Annotated in this window: 15 protein-coding genes; 10 read left to right on the top strand and 5 right to left on the bottom strand. The window is 73.3% G+C overall.

The window, feature by feature from the left end; genetic code table 11:
- Positions 1-51 precede the first annotated feature (51 nt).
- Entirely contained in the window at positions 52-438 is a 387-nt protein-coding gene (locus ACIHCX_RS03780) for a hypothetical protein (protein ID WP_400026231.1), read from the top strand.
- 154 nt (positions 439-592) lie between these two features.
- Here the strand turns inward: ACIHCX_RS03780 and ACIHCX_RS03785 are convergent, their stop codons facing one another.
- Entirely contained in the window at positions 593-1450 is an 858-nt protein-coding gene (locus ACIHCX_RS03785) for a DUF4184 family protein (protein WP_400026233.1), read from the bottom strand.
- Positions 1451-1749: 299 nt separating this feature from the next.
- Between ACIHCX_RS03785 and ACIHCX_RS03790 the strand changes: the two genes are divergently transcribed.
- Complete coding sequence (locus ACIHCX_RS03790; RefSeq protein WP_400026235.1) at positions 1750-3531, top strand: lytic transglycosylase domain-containing protein; 1782 nt, start codon at positions 1750-1752, stop codon at positions 3529-3531.
- A 127-nt stretch (positions 3532-3658) separates the two neighbouring features.
- Here ACIHCX_RS03790 and ACIHCX_RS03795 read toward each other — a convergent pair whose 3' ends face one another.
- Both ACIHCX_RS03795 and ACIHCX_RS03800 read right to left on the bottom strand, forming a co-directional pair.
- Positions 3659-6304: an ATP-dependent RNA helicase gene (locus tag ACIHCX_RS03795; protein ID WP_400026237.1), complete on the bottom strand. Its 2646-nt coding sequence runs from the start codon at positions 6302-6304 to the stop codon at positions 3659-3661.
- Positions 6305-6374: 70 nt separating this feature from the next.
- Positions 6375-7262, bottom strand: coding sequence for a class I SAM-dependent methyltransferase (locus tag ACIHCX_RS03800; RefSeq protein ID WP_400026239.1), 888 nt, complete (start codon positions 7260-7262; stop codon positions 6375-6377).
- 319 nt (positions 7263-7581) lie between these two features.
- Here ACIHCX_RS03800 and rpsA point away from each other — a divergent pair, with 319 nt between their 5' ends.
- The 4 genes from rpsA to ACIHCX_RS03820 all read left to right on the top strand — a co-directional run bounded on the left by rpsA (position 7582) and on the right by ACIHCX_RS03820 (position 11406).
- Positions 7582-9072, top strand: coding sequence for a 30S ribosomal protein S1 (gene rpsA / locus ACIHCX_RS03805; protein ID WP_225074198.1), 1491 nt, complete (start codon positions 7582-7584; stop codon positions 9070-9072).
- A gap of 182 nt (positions 9073-9254) precedes the next feature.
- The gene (locus ACIHCX_RS03810) at positions 9255-10193 is read left to right on the top strand and encodes a PAC2 family protein (RefSeq protein ID WP_400026241.1); all 939 of its coding nucleotides are present in this window, start codon (positions 9255-9257) and stop codon (positions 10191-10193) included.
- Positions 10194-10294: 101 nt separating this feature from the next.
- Positions 10295-10945 carry a dephospho-CoA kinase gene (coaE, locus tag ACIHCX_RS03815; RefSeq protein WP_400026243.1) on the top strand — a complete coding sequence of 217 codons (651 nt, stop codon included), beginning with the start codon at positions 10295-10297 and terminating at the stop codon, positions 10943-10945.
- A 98-nt stretch (positions 10946-11043) separates the two neighbouring features.
- Positions 11044-11406 carry a tetratricopeptide repeat protein gene (locus ACIHCX_RS03820; RefSeq protein ID WP_400026244.1) on the top strand — a complete coding sequence of 121 codons (363 nt, stop codon included), beginning with the start codon at positions 11044-11046 and terminating at the stop codon, positions 11404-11406.
- An 85-nt stretch (positions 11407-11491) separates the two neighbouring features.
- Here ACIHCX_RS03820 and ACIHCX_RS03825 read toward each other — a convergent pair whose 3' ends face one another.
- The gene (locus ACIHCX_RS03825) at positions 11492-11761 is read right to left on the bottom strand and encodes a DUF6343 family protein (RefSeq protein WP_400026246.1); all 270 of its coding nucleotides are present in this window, start codon (positions 11759-11761) and stop codon (positions 11492-11494) included.
- Positions 11762-11905: 144 nt separating this feature from the next.
- Here ACIHCX_RS03825 and ACIHCX_RS03830 point away from each other — a divergent pair, with 144 nt between their 5' ends.
- Both ACIHCX_RS03830 and ACIHCX_RS03835 read left to right on the top strand, forming a co-directional pair.
- Positions 11906-12640, top strand: coding sequence for a class I SAM-dependent methyltransferase (locus tag ACIHCX_RS03830; RefSeq protein WP_400026248.1), 735 nt, complete (start codon positions 11906-11908; stop codon positions 12638-12640).
- Between the two features lie 101 nt (positions 12641-12741).
- On the top strand, positions 12742-13203 hold the full coding sequence (locus ACIHCX_RS03835; protein WP_400026250.1) for a DoxX family protein: 462 nt from the start codon (positions 12742-12744) through the stop codon (positions 13201-13203).
- A 39-nt stretch (positions 13204-13242) separates the two neighbouring features.
- Here the strand turns inward: ACIHCX_RS03835 and ACIHCX_RS03840 are convergent, their stop codons facing one another.
- Positions 13243-13737, bottom strand: coding sequence for an RNA-binding S4 domain-containing protein (locus tag ACIHCX_RS03840; protein ID WP_400026252.1), 495 nt, complete (start codon positions 13735-13737; stop codon positions 13243-13245).
- A 55-nt stretch (positions 13738-13792) separates the two neighbouring features.
- Between ACIHCX_RS03840 and ACIHCX_RS03845 the strand changes: the two genes are divergently transcribed.
- Together ACIHCX_RS03845 and pip are read left to right on the top strand one after the other, a co-directional pair.
- Positions 13793-14545 (top strand): uracil-DNA glycosylase, encoded by a 753-nt coding sequence (locus tag ACIHCX_RS03845; protein WP_400026253.1) that lies wholly within the window; start codon positions 13793-13795, stop codon positions 14543-14545.
- A gap of 18 nt (positions 14546-14563) precedes the next feature.
- The gene (gene pip, locus ACIHCX_RS03850; protein WP_400026255.1) at positions 14564-15526 is read left to right on the top strand and encodes a prolyl aminopeptidase; all 963 of its coding nucleotides are present in this window, start codon (positions 14564-14566) and stop codon (positions 15524-15526) included.
- Positions 15527-15532: the final 6 nt, after the last annotated feature.

Here is a 15532-nt window from a genome sequence, read left to right on the forward strand (position 1 = left end):
CGTGGACCCCGCGGAGGCGCAGCCGCGGTCCGCGCCGGACAGGATGCGGGCATGGGTACACACATGCTCCACCGCCGGCCGGCGGTGATACGGGCGGACATCGGCGAGGTTCGCGCAGGGCCGCCTCCGTCTGTGCGGCCCGTCGCGGCCGCCGCCAGCACCGCCCGCGTTCCGGCGGATCCGACGGCGACCGTGCGCCGTGCCGCGAGCAGGCTCCGCGACCGGTTCGGCCCCGGCGATCCCGTCCTCGGGGAGACACGCCGCTGGTACGTGTGGGCGGACACCGCACGCGGCTACCTCGCGCTGCTCCTGTCCCCGCTGCAACGGCCCCGACCGGTGCGCAGTGTCACCGTCTTCGTCGCCACCGCGACCGGCACCGGCGACCGGCCGGGCGGCCCGCCTCCGCACCGCGCCCGCCACGACCACCGGAACCGCTGAGACCGGCCGAACCGGCCTCGAGCGACCGCGCCGCTCTCAAGCGACAGACGCCGCCCCGGCCTGCCGGGGCCGCGCCCCTCCCGCCGCCCGGACCGCCGGAGGCACCGGCGCCGTCCCCCTCGTGGCCTGAACCGGCCGATCCGGCTCATCCGGCTCATCCGGCTGACCCGGCCGATCCGACCGGCTCCGTCACGCCGTCCCCGCCGCGCGGAGGCCCGGCACCGCGTCGGAGCCTGAGGTCCAGGGCGTACAGGAGCAGGCCCACGGCGAGGCCCGCGCCCGCGCCGAAGCACAGCGTCGGAACCAGCTCCCAGTAGGCGGTCGTCGACCCCCGGCCCGTCCACCATCGCCAGGTCCGCTGCACGGCGCCGGCGACCGCGCAGACCGTGATCACGGCGCAGGCGCGCCGCCGGTCCCGTACCGACAACTCGGGGACCCCCACCGGCTCGTCCGCCGGGGTCCGCCGCAGCGCGTACAGCAGGAACCCGGCGATCACGACCGCGGCCACCGCCGAGCCGCCGTACTGCAGGTACCAGTGGACGGGTGCCCCGGCCAACTGCCGCCCCAGCACCGGGAACAGCCGCATCCCCCACCGGTCGTGGTGGGTGAACGCGTCCCACACCACGTGCGTCAGCGCGCCGAGCGCGGCGGAGGCGTACCACCACGGCACCGACGCCGGGCGCGGTCGCGTCCAGGGTGTCCCGCACCGCGTCAGTGCCGCCGTCCGCCTCTGCCGCGCGCGCGGCAGCAGGGCGACGAGCGGTTCGCGCAGCAGCAGCCACACCGCGACCAGCAGCCAGGCCATGAGCACATCGAGGGTGAAGACCCCGGTGAACGAGTGCGTGACGGCGCCGAACTCCATCGCCCCGGGCACAACACCCGCCGTGTAATAGGTCAGATCGGGCGCGAAGGAACCCGCCACGAGCACCGACGGCACCAGCCGGCCCCGCCCGGTGCCGTCGCCGCGCACCGCGGGCAGTACGGCCGCCGCATGGCTCAGAGTGAACGGCAACGGGGCTCCTCCTGGCGCTCGTCGACGGGGCCGGCCGGCCCGTGTGACCACCGCCGTCCAGTATGTGCGGCACGCCGGCGGGCACCCCCGTTAATCAGTCGTGGCCAACCGGTGAAAATCGGACGTGAACGGGTCCCGATGCGAAGGAAGTTGTCGTAGGGTCACCTCGACCGTCAACCGTGCGGCTCCGTGAGCACAACCAGTCACACGGGTCGATCGTCACAACAGGCGAACGGACAGACGAACGGACCGGACAGACAGGGACGGACGCTCGGGCGTCCACGGGAGGGGCTCACTCTATGGCGGCGCATTTCGGCAGCAGGCTGCGCAAGGGAGCGGCAACCACGGCCGTGGCCGCAGCGGCGGTCGCGGCTCTGTCCGCCTCGCAGGCTCCCGGCGTCACCGTGGACGACCGCGGCAGACAGTCCGCCGCCGAGGCGACGCCCCAGCCCGACGGCAGCGCCACCGGTGACTCGTTCTACTACACGGACCTGCCGCCCCTCGACAGCCCCGGTCCGGCGCCCGTCATCGGCACCCCGATCTCCAAGGGCCCCGCCGAAGCCGGCATACCCGCCACCGTGCTCGACGCCTACAAGAAGGCCGAGGCGGAGCTGCGCACGTCCAAGCCGGGCTGCAACCTGCCCTGGCAACTCCTCGCCGCCATCGGCAAGGTCGAGTCCGGACACGCCCGCGGCGGCGACGTCGGCGCCGACGGCACCACGGTGACCCCGATTCTCGGCCCGGTGCTCGACGGCAACGGCTTCGCCCACATCAGCGACACCGACCACGGCCTGTACGACGGCGACAGCAGGTACGACCGCGCGGTCGGCCCCATGCAGTTCATCCCCTCCACCTGGGCCTGGGCGGGCCGCGACGGCAACGGCGACGGCAAGAAGGACCCCAACAACGTCTACGACGCCGCCCTCGCCGCCGGCCACTACCTGTGCCGCAACGGCTGGGACTTGTCCACCGCCGGCGACCTCCGGAGCGCGATCCTCAGCTACAACAACTCGACGGACTACCTGAACACGGTCCTGAAGTGGCTGGAGTTCTACCGCAAGGACGGCACCCACTCGGTCCCGGACGGGACCGGCCCCCTGCCGTCCCGGCGCAGCGACGACACCCCCGGGGCGAACCCCGGTCCGACGCCGCAGCCGTCCACTTCGCAGGCGCCCTCCAAGCCCGGCCGTTCCGGCGGCACCGGCGGCACCGGGGGCTCCGGCAGCTCCGGGAAGCCCGCCGTGCCCGGCCGGCAGGGCGGCGGCTCCTCGACTCCGGCCAAGCCGGCCGACCCGACTTCGCCGTCCACCCCGGGCACGCCCACCACGCCGCCCACCGCGACCGACACCGTGCACCACCTCCAGGACGCGGGCACGGGCAAGCTCACCGCCATGGCCGGCGACGCGTTCACGGAGAGGATCAGCACCCGTGCCGTGACCAAGGACGGCGCGGCCGTGGGCCAGGTACGGATCCGGTTCACGATCACCGGCGACACCGACGCGGCCTTCACCGGCGGCGAGAACGTCGCCGTCGTCGCCACCGACGCCTCCGGCGTGGCCGTCGCACCCGCGCTCCGGGCGGGCGAGGAGACGGGCGACTTCACCGTCCAGGCCGCGGTCGTCGGCCGTATGCTCCCCGGGGTCGGCTACACGGCCACGGTCACCGAGCGCGCCGCCGACGCCCTCACCCGCACCGCCGACACCGCGCTGGTCTGCACCCCGGGCGGCGAGTTCGCCGACCGGGTCGAGGTCAAGGCCACCTACAAGGGCGCCGTCGCGGACCGGGTCGCGGCCACCGCCACCCTGATCAAGTCGGCCGACGACCCCGCCGAGAACGACAAGGGCCCCTACTTCAAGGACGCCGACGGCAACCCCGTACGCACCCTGAAGGGCCTTCGGACGGGCGCCGACGGCCTGCTGACCCTGCCGAAGCTGTACGCGGACGACACCACCGGCACGTTCCTGCTGCGCATCACCACCGCCGGCGGAGCGACGCTGACCGTGGAGCTGAAGGTGGCGGCGGCCGACACCTCGACCGACACCTCGGCCGAGCCGTCGGCCGGTCCGTCGGCATCCTCGTAACGCCGGCACCGGCACGGACGACACCACGAGGGCGCCCCTCCGCCACGGCGGAGGGGCGCCCTCGTCCGTCCCGGCCGCCCGCCCGACCCCGCCGAGAGGACGGAAGCCGAACGGGCTGCCGCACCGGTCAGCGCCGGAGCCGGGCGTTGGTGTGCCGGGTCGGCTCCGCGGACGCCGGGTCCTCGGGCCAGGGGTGCTTCGGATACCGCCCGCGCAGCTCCGCCCGTACGTCCCGGTAGCCGCTCCTCCAGAACGAGGCGAGGTCGGCGGTGACGGCGGCGGGGCGCCCGGCAGGGGACAGCAGGTGCACCAGGACCGGGACCCCGGCGACCTTGGGCGAGTCGTCCAGGCCGAACATCTCCTGGAGCTTCACGGCGAGCACGGGCCGTTCGGGGTCCGTGTAGTCGACCCGGATCCGGGATCCGCTGGGCACCGTGAGCCGTTCCGGGGCCAGCTCGTCCAGCCGGACGGCGTCACCGGAGGCCCAGGGCAGCAGCCGGGCGAGCGCCTGCCCGGCGTCGATCCGTGCCAGGTCCGCGCGCCGTCGGGCCCGCTCCAGCTCCGGCTCCAGCCACTCGTCCACGCGCGCGTGCAGCGCGTCGTCGGACACGTCGGGCCAGGGCTCCCCGAGGTGCCGGCGCAGGAAGGCGAGCCGCTGCCGCAGTACGCCCGCGTCCTCCGACCAGCGCAGCAGCCCGAAGTCCTCCTGCCGCAGCCCGTCGAGCAGCGCCGCCCGTACGAGGCCGGGTTCGGCGTTCGCCAGGGGCCGCACCGCCAGCTCCACGGTCCCCAGCCGCTCGACCCGCCGCGCGACCACGTCCCCGTCGCCCCAGCGCACCTCGTCCTGTTCCGTGCGGAGTGCCCCGGCCGCGTACCGGGCGACGTCCTCGTCGACCGCCGCGGCGAGCCGCACGCGCGCGTGCCGCCTGCCCACCGGCCGGTCGGCCACGGCGACGGCGATCCAGGGTGCGCCCCACAACGGGGACCCGTCCGTGAGCTCCGCCCGGGTCCCGGAGACCATGAGATACGAGCCACCGTCGAGCCGGGCCACCCGCTCCGGAAAGGCAAGAGCGGCGACGAGCCCGACAGGACCCGCGTCCCCAGCGGCCCCCGGCCGGGCCCGGCTTCCGGCCGCGGCGCCGGTCTGTGGTGTCGCCGCGGTTTCCTCCTCCGAACCCTCCGAACCCTCCGGACGCTCCGGACCCACCGCATCCACCTCGCGGTCCGTCCGTGAGAGGGCGGACGCGGACCGGGCGGATCCGCGGGAGACCCCCGACACGGCGGCCCGCAGCCGCCGGACCTCCGCCCGCCACCGCGTCGCGTACGCGTCACCGCCGCGGCGGGCACCGCGCAAGGCCGCGGCGAGATCGTCCCCGTACTCCCGCGGCAGCTCCTCACTCAGCAGTGCGACGACCTCCGCGACCCGCTCGCCCCCGCCGCCGGCGGACGCGTCGAGCAGGGCCCTCCCCAGCCGTGGGTGCACCCCCAGCCGCGCCAGCGACCGCCCCCGGTCCGTGGCACGCCCGGCGGAGTCGACGGCGCCCACGGCCGTCAGCACCTCCCGCGCCGCCGCCATCGCCCCGCCCGGCGGCGGGTCCGGCAACGCGAGCCCGGAGGCGTCCGGATCGCCCCAGCAGGCCGTCTGAAGGGCGAACGCCGTCAGATCGGCCACCTTGATCTCCGGCGCGGGAAAGGCGGGCAGACGCGCCTCCTCGGCCTGAGCCCAGCACCGGTACACCGCGCCCGGCGCCTCGCGTCCGGCACGCCCCGCCCGCTGCCGCCCGGAGGCCCGCGAGGCCCGTATCGTCGTCAGCGCGCTCAGCCCGCGCGCGTGGTCCACTCGGGGCTCGCGCGCGAGCCCCGCGTCGACGACCACCCGCACCCCGGGCACCGTCAGCGATGACTCGGCGACCGAGGTCGCGAGGACCACCCGGCGCCGCTGCCCCGGCACCAGCACCGCGTCCTGCGCGTCCGCCGGCGCCCGCCCGTGCACCTGGAGCACGTCCACGTCCCGGAGATCCCCCAGCAGACCGGCGACCCGCCCGATCTCGCCCACGCCCGGCAGGAAGCACAGCACGTCCCCCGCGCGCTCGGCCAGTGCCCGCCGCACCACCGACGCCACGTGCGACAGCAGTGCGGGGTCCACCCGCATCCCGTGCGGCGGGCGCACCGCCCGGACGGGAGGCGCCCACACCACCTCCACCGGATGCGCCACGCCGTGCGCCTCGACCACCGGCGCCCCGCCCAGCAGCTCCGCCCACACGCGCGCGTCCGTGGTGGCCGAGGCGGCCACCAGACGCAGCTCCGGCCGCAGCGCCTCGCGCACGTCCCACAGGAACGCCGCCACCGTGTCCGCGTCCAGATGCCGCTCGTGGCACTCGTCGAGCACCACCACGTCGACGCCCGCCAGTTCCTGGTCCCGCTGCAGCCGCTGGAGCAGCACACCGGTCGTGACGACCTCCACGCGCGCGTGGCGCCCGACGACACGCTCCCCGCGCACGGTGTAGCCGACGCTCCCGCCGACCTTCTCGCCCAGCAGCCACGCCATCCGCCGGGCCGCGGCGCGCGCGGCGATCCGCCGCGGCTCGGCCACGACCATCCGTCGCGCGGGCCCCTCGCCCAGCAGCCCGGCCAGCGCCAATGGCACCAGCGTGGTCTTGCCGGTGCCGGGCGGCGCCACCAGTACCGCGGTCCCGTGACCGTCCAGGGCCTCGGAAAGGGCCGGCAGCGCGTCGCGCACCGGCAGCCCGCCCAGCTCGTCGTGACGGATCACGTGCTCAGCCCCCGTACTCCCGCACCCGGTCACTCGGTGTACTCCCGCACCCGGTCACTCGGTCCCGCACTCAGTCCCGTACGCAGACGAAGATCGCCGTCCCCGGGATCAGGCTCCCGCGCAGCGGGGACCAGCCGCCCCACTCGGACGTGTTCCAGGCCGGCCACTCCGGCTCGACCAGGTCCACCAGCCGCAGGCCCGACGCCACCACGTCGCGCACCCGGTCGCCGACGGTCCGGTGGTGCTCGACGTACACCGCGCGGCCGTCCTCGTCCTGCTCGACGTACGGCGTGCGGTCGAAGTAGGAGGCGGCCACCGACAGTCCCTCCGGGCCGGGCTCGTCCGGGAACGCCCAGCGGATCGGGTGCGTCACCGAGAACACGAACCGCCCGCCGGGCCGCAGCACCCGGCGCACCTCCCGCAGCACCGCGCGCGGGTCGGCGACGAACGGCAGCGCCCCGTACGCCGAGCACGCCAGGTCGAAGGAGCCGTCCGCGAACGGCAGCGCGCCCGCGTCGGCGCACACCAGCGGGAACGCCCCGCCGATGCGCAGCGCGTGCTGGAGCTGGCGGTGCGACAGGTCCAGGGCGACCGGGCGCGCCCCCTGCTCGGCCAGCCAGCGCGCGCACTGCGCCGCGCCGGCGCCGATCTCCAGGACGTCCTTGTCCTTGAGGTCCTCGGGATCGCCGAGCAGCCCCGCCTCCACCTCGTCGAGACCCTCGGGGCCCCACACGAAGCGGTCGTCGCCGAGGAACGTGCCGTGCTCGATCTGGTACTCGTCCGCGTTGCGGTCCCACCAGCCCCGGTTGGCCCGGGAACTCTCCGTGGCGCCGGCCTCGCGCCGGGTGGCCTCGGGCTCGGCCGGTTCGAACTGTTCGGACGATGCTGGCTCTTGGATGATCGGCTCCCTCGTACTAATCTGCGGGCTCTCCCGTCCGACCGGTCCCGGTGGTGTCACCGCGGGGGACTCGCCCGGGGCGGCGTGTCCTCGGGAGACGGGTTTTCCGCCGGATATGGGGCGATCCGCCCCGGCTGTGCGACTTCGCGCATTGACCCTGCCCGGCTGCCCCCGTATGCTACAAGTTGCGCTGCGGGCCTGCGCGCCTCAGACGGAGCAGGCTGCGCTCGCATCTGTTGTATGTCCCCTCGGTTCTCGAGGCGCCACCAGCGGTTTTGTGTGGCGCTTCCTTGGCTGTCCGGCTTCTGCAGAGCGAAACGGGCTCCCGGCGTAATGCAGTACCTACGACTTCAATGTCCGTACCGGAGCCCTTTCCCACATGACGAGCAGCACCGAGACCACCGCCACCACCCCGCAGGTAGCGGTCAACGACATCGGTAACGAGGAAGCCTTCCTCGCCGCGATCGACGAGACGATCAAGTACTTCAACGACGGCGACATCGTCGACGGCGTCATCGTGAAGGTCGACCGGGACGAGGTCCTGCTCGACATCGGTTACAAGACCGAAGGTGTCATCCCGAGCCGCGAGCTCTCGATCAAGCACGACGTCGACCCGAACGAGGTCGTGGCCGTCGGCGACGAGATCGAGGCCCTGGTCCTCCAGAAGGAGGACAAGGAAGGCCGCCTGATCCTCTCGAAGAAGCGCGCCCAGTACGAGCGTGCCTGGGGCACCATCGAGAAGATCAAGGAAGAGGACGGCATCGTCACCGGTACCGTCATCGAGGTCGTCAAGGGTGGTCTCATCCTCGACATCGGCCTCCGTGGCTTCCTGCCGGCCTCCCTCGTCGAGATGCGCCGTGTCCGCGACCTCCAGCCGTACGTCGGCAAGGAGCTCGAGGCCAAGATCATCGAGCTGGACAAGAACCGCAACAACGTGGTCCTGTCCCGCCGTGCCTGGCTGGAGCAGACCCAGTCCGAGGTCCGCCAGACGTTCCTCACGACCCTCCAGAAGGGTCAGGTCCGTTCCGGTGTGGTCTCCTCGATCGTCAACTTCGGTGCCTTCGTGGACCTGGGTGGCGTCGACGGTCTGGTCCACGTCTCCGAGCTGTCCTGGAAGCACATCGACCACCCGTCCGAGGTCGTCGAGGTGGGCCAGGAGGTCACCGTCGAGGTCCTCGACGTCGACATGGACCGCGAGCGCGTCTCCCTGTCGCTGAAGGCGACCCAGGAAGACCCGTGGCAGCAGTTCGCCCGCACCCACCAGATCGGCCAGGTCGTGCCCGGCAAGGTCACGAAGCTGGTTCCGTTCGGTGCGTTCGTCCGCGTGGACGAGGGCATCGAGGGTCTGGTCCACATCTCCGAGCTGGCCGAGCGCCACGTGGAGATCCCGGAGCAGGTCGTCCAGGTCAACGACGAGATCTTCGTCAAGGTCATCGACATCGACCTCGAGCGTCGCCGCATCAGCCTCTCGCTGAAGCAGGCCAACGAGTCCTTCGGTGCCGACCCGTCGGCGGTCGAGTTCGACCCGACCCTGTACGGCATGGCCGCGTCCTACGACGACCAGGGCAACTACATCTACCCCGAGGGCTTCGACCCCGAGACCAACGACTGGCTCGAGGGCTACGAGAAGCAGCGCGAGGAGTGGGAGCGCCAGTACGCCGAGGCGCAGTCCCGCTTCGAGCAGCACCAGCAGCAGGTCATCAAGTCCCGCGAGGCGGACGCCGCTGCCGCCGCCGAGGGTGGCGAGGCCGCCGCTCCGGCCGCGTCCGGCGGTTCGTACTCCTCCGAGGGTGGCGACAACTCCGGCGCCCTGGCGTCGGACGAGGCGCTGGCCGCGCTCCGCGAGAAGCTGGCCGGCGGCCAGAGCTGAGTTCCCCCACAGGGGCCCAGCCGCTGAGGCTCAGCCGTTGACTTGAAGGGCCGCACCCGGAATGGGTGCGGCCCTTCGGGCTGTTTCGGAGCGCCTCGCGCGGCCTCCTTGCAGCCGGCCGGGAATGCGAACGTCCCACATCTCGTTGTGCACCTACGAACACGAGGAGGGGCGGTCACACAGTGCTTGATCCGCAGGGTTTGTACGCATGGGAGCCGAAGGGTCTGGCCGTCGTCGACATGGCGCTCGCCCAGGAGTCGGCCGGTCTTGTCCTGCTCTACCACTTCGACGGATACATCGACGCGGGGGAGACCGGCGACCAGATCGTCGAGCGGCTGCTGGACTCGCAGCCCCACCAGGTCGTGGCGCGTTTCGACCACGACCGGCTCGTCGACTACCGCGCCCGCCGTCCGCTGCTGACGTTCCAGCGGGACCGCTGGACCGCGTACGAGGTACCGGGCATCGAGGTGCGTCTCGTTCAGGACGCCACCGGCGCCCCGTTCCTGCTGCTGTCCGGGCCCGAGCCCGACGTGGAATGGGAGCGTTTCGCGGCGGCCGTACGGCAGATCGTCGAGCGTCTCGGCGTACGCCTGTCGGTGAACTTCCACGGCATCCCCATGGGCGTCCCGCACACCCGCCCGGTGGGTCTGACCCCGCACGGCAACCGCAGCGACCTGGTACCGGGCCACCGCAGCCCCTTCGAGGAGGCGCAGGTGCCGGGCAGCGCGGAGGGGCTCCTTGAGTACCGCCTGATGGAGGCCGGGCACGACGTGCTGGGCGTGGCCGCGCACGTGCCGCACTACATCGCGCGCTCCGCGTACCCGGACGCGGCGCTGACGGCCCTGGAGGCCGTCACCTCGGCCACCGGGCTCGTCCTGCCGAGCGTCGCCCACTCCCTGCGCAACGAGGCCCACCGCACCCAGACCGAGATCGACCGGCAGATCCGCGAGGGCGACGAGGAACTCACCTCCCTCGTCCAGGGACTCGAGCACCAGTACGACGCCGCAGCCGGCGCGGAGACCCGGGGCAACATGCTCGCCGAGCCCGTCGAGATCCCGTCGGCGGACGAGATCGGCCGTGAGTTCGAACGCTTCCTGGCGGAGCGGGAGGGCGAGAACTGACCTCCGACCGCCGGGGGCCGGGCCCGAGCCGGCGTCGTAGGGCGTGAGGCGACGCCCTCCCGCCGGGCGGGCCGCCGGAGACAGGGCCTAAGCTGCCGCTCATGCTGAAAGTGGGCCTCACCGGGGGCATCGGTGCCGGTAAGAGCGAGGTGTCGCGGCTGCTCGTGGAGTGCGGGGCCGTGCTGATCGACGCCGACCGCATCGCGCGCGAGGTCGTCGCACCGGGCACGCCCGGACTCGCCGCGGTCGTCGATGCCTTCGGCCCTCAGGTGCTGGCGGAGGACGGAAGCCTGGACCGGCCCGGGCTGGGCTCCATCGTCTTCGCCGACTCCGGGAAACTGGCCGTCCTGAACTCGATCGTGCACCCCCTGGTGGGCGCCCGCTCCCGCGAGCTGGAGGAGGCCGCGGCCGAGGACGCCGTCGTGGTCCATGACGTCCCGCTTCTCACGGAGAACTGCCTGGCCCCGCTCTACGACCTCGTGATCGTCGTGGACGCGAGCCCGGCGACCCAGCTCGACCGGCTCCTGCGGCTGCGCGGGATGACCGAGGAGGACGCACGCGCGCGCATGGCCGCGCAGGCGACCCGTGACAAGCGTCTGGAGATCGCGGACATCGTCATCGACAACGACGTACCGTTGGAGCGGCTCGAGCGGCGGGTGCGGGAGGTCTGGGCGGAGCTGGTCCGCAGGGCACACACGTCCCGCCAGGCACACCGGGAGCAGGGGTCCCAGGAGGAGGGATTCCGGGAGTAGGGGCCCGGGAGCAGGGGTTCCGGGGGTCGAGGCTCCAGGAACAGGGGCCGCCCGGCCCCGGGGGCGTTGAACCAGTGCGGCGAGGGAAGGAAGCAGTCGTGCCCGAACGTACACCGGAGACCCACGTCATCGACTACCGCGCCGCGGAGAAGCTGCTCGCCGCGCGGGACCCGCGGGGCGCGGTCAAGCTGCTCGACCGGGTCATAGCCGCCCATCCCGAGAACACCTCGGCCCGGCTGCTGCGCGCCCGCGCCTTCTTCGCCGCCGCCCAGCTCCGCCCCGCGGAGCTGGAGTTCACCATCGTGCTGGAGCGTGAACCGGACAACGCGTACGCGCACTTCGCGCTCGCCCGCACCTACGAGCGGCAGGGCCACCCCGACCGGGCCAGACGCCACTTCCGGCTGGCCGCCGCGCTGGATCCGAACCCGGAGTACCTGCAACGGGCCCGGTTCGACACCTGACGTCCGCCCGCGGCACGTCCGTCCGAGGCGACGGGGATGGTCGACCCGGACGACTGTCTCCGCCGTCGGCCACCGCCTGCGGTGGCTACCGCCGCCGCCGGTCGTCCGGCGGCCAGTACGGCGGTATGTTCCGCCCCGGCTGGTAGTGCGGGCCCTGCCGCAGATGCCGGACGACCAACAGGAAGTCGACGGCCATCACCAGCCACAGCACCGCGCAGGCCGTCGCCCAGCCGGGCCGTCCGACCAGCACGAACACCACCGTGCCGAAGCCCGCCCAGACCAGTCCCCACAGGCTCAGCCAGAACCGCGCCCGCAGAGCACTGCGCGCGGTCGCCGGTTCACTGCCTGTACGCATCGCCGATCTCCACTCCCTACTTGCAACGTACTCTCGCCCGGCCCACAGACCAAAGCCGTGCCTGGCCTCACTCGGACGGGTGAACTACGCCGGGAGGGGAACGGCCGTGCGGAGATGGGCCGTTGTTCGGGCATGGAACTGAGAATGCGTGAAGGCCATCAGGGGACGGGACCGGGAGCGATCACACCGGACGGCTGTGCGGTGGAGCTGTACGCGCGGCTGCCCGTGGGAAGCGAGCCGGACGTCATCGCCGCGGCGGTACCCGCGGGCGCGCACATCCTGGAGCTGGGCTGCGGTGTCGGCCGCGTGACCCATCCGCTGCTGGAGCGCGGCTTCACCGTCACGGCGGTGGACGAGTCAGCGGACATGCTGGAGCGGGTGCGCGGGGCGCGGACCATATGCAGTCCCATCGAGCGGCTGGACATGGGCGAGACCTTCGACGTCGTGATGCTCGCGTCGTTCCTGGTGCACTCGGGCGACCCGGAGGTACGGCGAGGGCTGCTGCGCACCTGCGCCCGCCATGTCGCGGAGGGCGGCTGCGTACTGATCCAGCGGGAGGGCGCCGACTACCACGTCAATGTGCCGCGCGAGCGAAGGGAGACGGGGGTCCCCCCGGGCGAAGGCCGGGGAAGTGCGGACCCGACGGGTTTCACGGTGCGGATCCTGTCCGCGGAGCCGGTCGGGGACGGGGTGAACAGGGTGCGCGCGGAGTACGTGTTCCCGGACGCGACCTGGACCCAGACCTTCCGGTCCCGGCCGCTGACCGAGGAGCAGTTCGAGGAGGCACTGGCGGAGGCGGGCCTGAGGGTGGACAGGTGCCTGACCGAGGACGGGACCTGGGTGCGGGCGGTGCCGGAGGCCCGGAAGGAGCGTCCTTGACGGAGCCCGGACAGCGATGAGTTCCCGGGCGCGGACCGGTCTACCCCTGCGCAAGCACACGGCACGACTGCCGTGCCTCATCGCCCCGCAGGGAGATCCACATGTCCGAGCCCACCGCACCCGTCGCGCCCACCACGTCCCTCCCGGCGCCCGTCGCCGCCGAATCGCCCGCCTCCGGCCGCCGGGCCGCCCGTGTCGCGCTGCGGGTCGTACAGGTGCTGCTCGGACTGTTCTTCGTGTTCGCCAGCGCGCTGCCCAAGCTCATCGCGCATCCGTCAGCGGTCGAGATCTTCGACGAGATGGGCTGGGGCAGGACGGGCATGTACAGCATCGGGGTGCTGGAGCTGGCCGGGGGCGTGGCGCTGCTGGTCCCGGTGCTCCAGTCGGTGTCGGCGGTGGCGCTGAGCGCGCTGATGGTGGGCGCGTTCAGCGTGCAGCTGACCGTCTTCGACGGGCAGAACGCGGCGACCCCGGTCGTCCTGATCGTGCCGCTGGCTCTCATCGCCTGGGCGCGGCGGGACCGCAACGCACAGCTGTTGCGGCTGGTGCGGCGGCAGGTGTGACGGGCGCGGCAGCCCGGACCGGCCGGCGCCGGACCGGCGTCACCGCCCCCTGGGACGGTCCCCCGGGCTGCCCGCGGCACCACCCGGCCCGCCCAGGTCCCGCAGGCGTTCCAGCTCGCGGCGGTCGCGCTTGGTCGGGCGGCCGGTGCCGCGGTCGCGGATGCCGATCGGGGCGACGGCCTCGCGGGGCGGGGGCGGCGGGGAGTTGTCGACGTAGCACTGCACGGCGACGGGGGCGCCCACACGCTTGCGGATCAGCCGCTTGACGACGACGATCCGCTCGCGGCCCTCATGCCTCAGCCGCACCTCGTCGCCGACGCGCACCGAGTAGGCGGGTTTCACCCGCTCCCCGTTCACCCGGACATGCCCGCCCCGGCACGCGGTGGCGCCCATGGAGCGGGTCTTGACCAGCCGGACGGCCCAGATCCAGCTGTCGATCCGCACCGTCTCCCCGCTCGCCGGCCCGGCCGCCTCGGAGGCGGCGACAGCGGCGGCCGTCTTCGGATCCACGTCTCGGTCGTCCTGCGAAGCCATGCGTCCGACCTTAGCGGCACGACCGCTCCGGCCCGGAGGCAATTACCGTGGAGCCATGGACCCCAGCAGCCTTGCCGCCCTCGAAGAGCGGATCGTCGGCTGCCGGGCCTGCCCGCGGCTGGTCGCCTGGCGGGAGGAGGTGGCCCGCACCAAGCGGCCCGCGTTCGCCGACTGGACGTACTGGGGCCGCCCGGTGCCGGGCTTCGGACCGGCGGACGCCCGCCTGCTGATCGTCGGACTGGCCCCGGCGGCGCACGGCGGCAACCGCACCGGCCGTATGTTCACCGGCGACCGCTCAGGCGACGTGCTGTACGAGGCCCTGTACGAGCTGGGCCTCGCCTCCCAGCCCACCTCCACCTCCGCCGACGACGGCCTGGAGCTGTACGGGGTGCGTGTCACCTCCCCCGTGCACTGCGCGCCCCCCGCCAACAAACCCACCCCCGGCGAGCGCGACACCTGCCGTCCCTGGCTGGTCCAGGAACTGACGCTGCTGCGCCCCACCCTCCGCGCGGCGGTCGTCCTGGGCGCCTTCGGCTGGCAGGCGGCCCTGCCGGCCTTCACCGAAGCCGGCTGGCCCGTACCCCGCCCCCGCCCGCCCTTCGCCCACGGCACCCGGGTGTCCCTCGACGGCCTCGACCTCTTCGGCTGCTTCCACGTCAGCCAGCGCAACACCTTCACCGGCAGACTCACCCCCGACATGCTCCGGGACGTCCTGCGGACGGCGGCACGAGCGGCGGGGCTCCCGGTGGCGGCGCCGACGGGGCCGTCCCCGGTCACCTGCGAAAACGAGGCGACGCGGACCCCGTAGGCCCGTTACGGTGCCCCGATGAGCCTGTATCCGGTGATCGAACCGTACGACCAGGGCATGCTCGACGTCGGCGACGGCAACCGCGTGTACTGGGAGGTCTGCGGCAACCCCCGCGGCAAGCCGGCGGTGATGCTGCACGGCGGGCCGGGCTCCGGGTGCGCACCGGGCCACCGGCGCTACTGCGACCCCGCCGCGTACCGGATCGTGCTGCTCGACCAGCGCGGCTGTGGCCGTTCCACACCGCACGCGAGCGTGTACGGCACCGACATGAGCGTCAACACGACCGAGCACCTGATGGCCGACCTGGAGCTGCTGCGGCGGCACCTGGGCGTCGAGCGGTGGCTGGTGTGGGGCGCCTCGTGGGGAGCGGTGCTGGCGCTGCGTTACGCGCAGACACACCCGGGCGTGGTCTCCGAGCTGGTGCTGGCGGGGATCGCGACCGGGTCCAACCCCGAGGTGACCCTGCTGACCCGCGGCCTGGGGAGGATCTTCCCCGAGGACTTCGAGCGCTTCCTCGCCGAACTGCCCGAGCCGGACCGCACCGGAAACCTCGCGGCCGCCTTCAACCGGCTGATCGAGTCGCCCGACCCGGCGGTGCGCGAGCGGGCCGCGCGCGCCTGGACCGACTGGGAGACGGCGACCATCCCCGCTCCGCCCCGTTCCGTCGCGCGCTACGAGGACCCCGCGTTCCGCATGGGCTTCGCCCGTACGGTCACGCACTACTTCGGCAACGACCACTTCCTCGGCGAGGGCAACGACGAGGGCGTGGTGCTGCGCGACGCCCACAGGCTCGAGGGCATTCCCGGCACCCTCGTCCAGGGCAGCCTCGACTTCGGCAACCTCCTCGGCACCCCGTGGCGCCTCCACCGGGCCTGGCCGGACAGCGAGTTGACCGTCGTGGACGAGGCAGGGCACGACTCGGGAGCACCGGGCGTGGTGGAGGCCCTGGTGGCGGCGACGGACACGTACGCCCGGCGCTAGCGTCCG

Source organism: Streptomyces sp. NPDC052043, assembly GCF_044548235.1.
Classification (GTDB): domain Bacteria; phylum Actinomycetota; class Actinomycetes; order Streptomycetales; family Streptomycetaceae; genus Streptomyces.

Excerpts from the sequence above, each read along its gene's own strand:
- ACIHCX_RS03780 (WP_400026231.1), top strand. The coding sequence starts at position 52 with ATGGGTACACACATGCTCCACCGCCGGCCGGCGGTGATACGGGCGGAC.
- ACIHCX_RS03790 (WP_400026235.1), top strand. The coding sequence starts at position 1,750 with ATGGCGGCGCATTTCGGCAGCAGGCTGCGCAAGGGAGCGGCAACCACG.
- rpsA (WP_225074198.1), top strand. The coding sequence starts at position 7,582 with ATGACGAGCAGCACCGAGACCACCGCCACCACCCCGCAGGTAGCGGTC.
- coaE (WP_400026243.1), top strand. The coding sequence starts at position 10,295 with ATGCTGAAAGTGGGCCTCACCGGGGGCATCGGTGCCGGTAAGAGCGAG.
- ACIHCX_RS03825 (WP_400026246.1), bottom strand. The coding sequence starts at position 11,761 with ATGCGTACAGGCAGTGAACCGGCGACCGCGCGCAGTGCTCTGCGGGCG.
- ACIHCX_RS03830 (WP_400026248.1), top strand. The coding sequence starts at position 11,906 with ATGCGTGAAGGCCATCAGGGGACGGGACCGGGAGCGATCACACCGGAC.
- ACIHCX_RS03835 (WP_400026250.1), top strand. The coding sequence starts at position 12,742 with ATGTCCGAGCCCACCGCACCCGTCGCGCCCACCACGTCCCTCCCGGCG.
- ACIHCX_RS03840 (WP_400026252.1), bottom strand. The coding sequence starts at position 13,737 with ATGGCTTCGCAGGACGACCGAGACGTGGATCCGAAGACGGCCGCCGCT.
- ACIHCX_RS03845 (WP_400026253.1), top strand. The coding sequence starts at position 13,793 with ATGGACCCCAGCAGCCTTGCCGCCCTCGAAGAGCGGATCGTCGGCTGC.
- pip (WP_400026255.1), top strand. The coding sequence starts at position 14,564 with ATGAGCCTGTATCCGGTGATCGAACCGTACGACCAGGGCATGCTCGAC.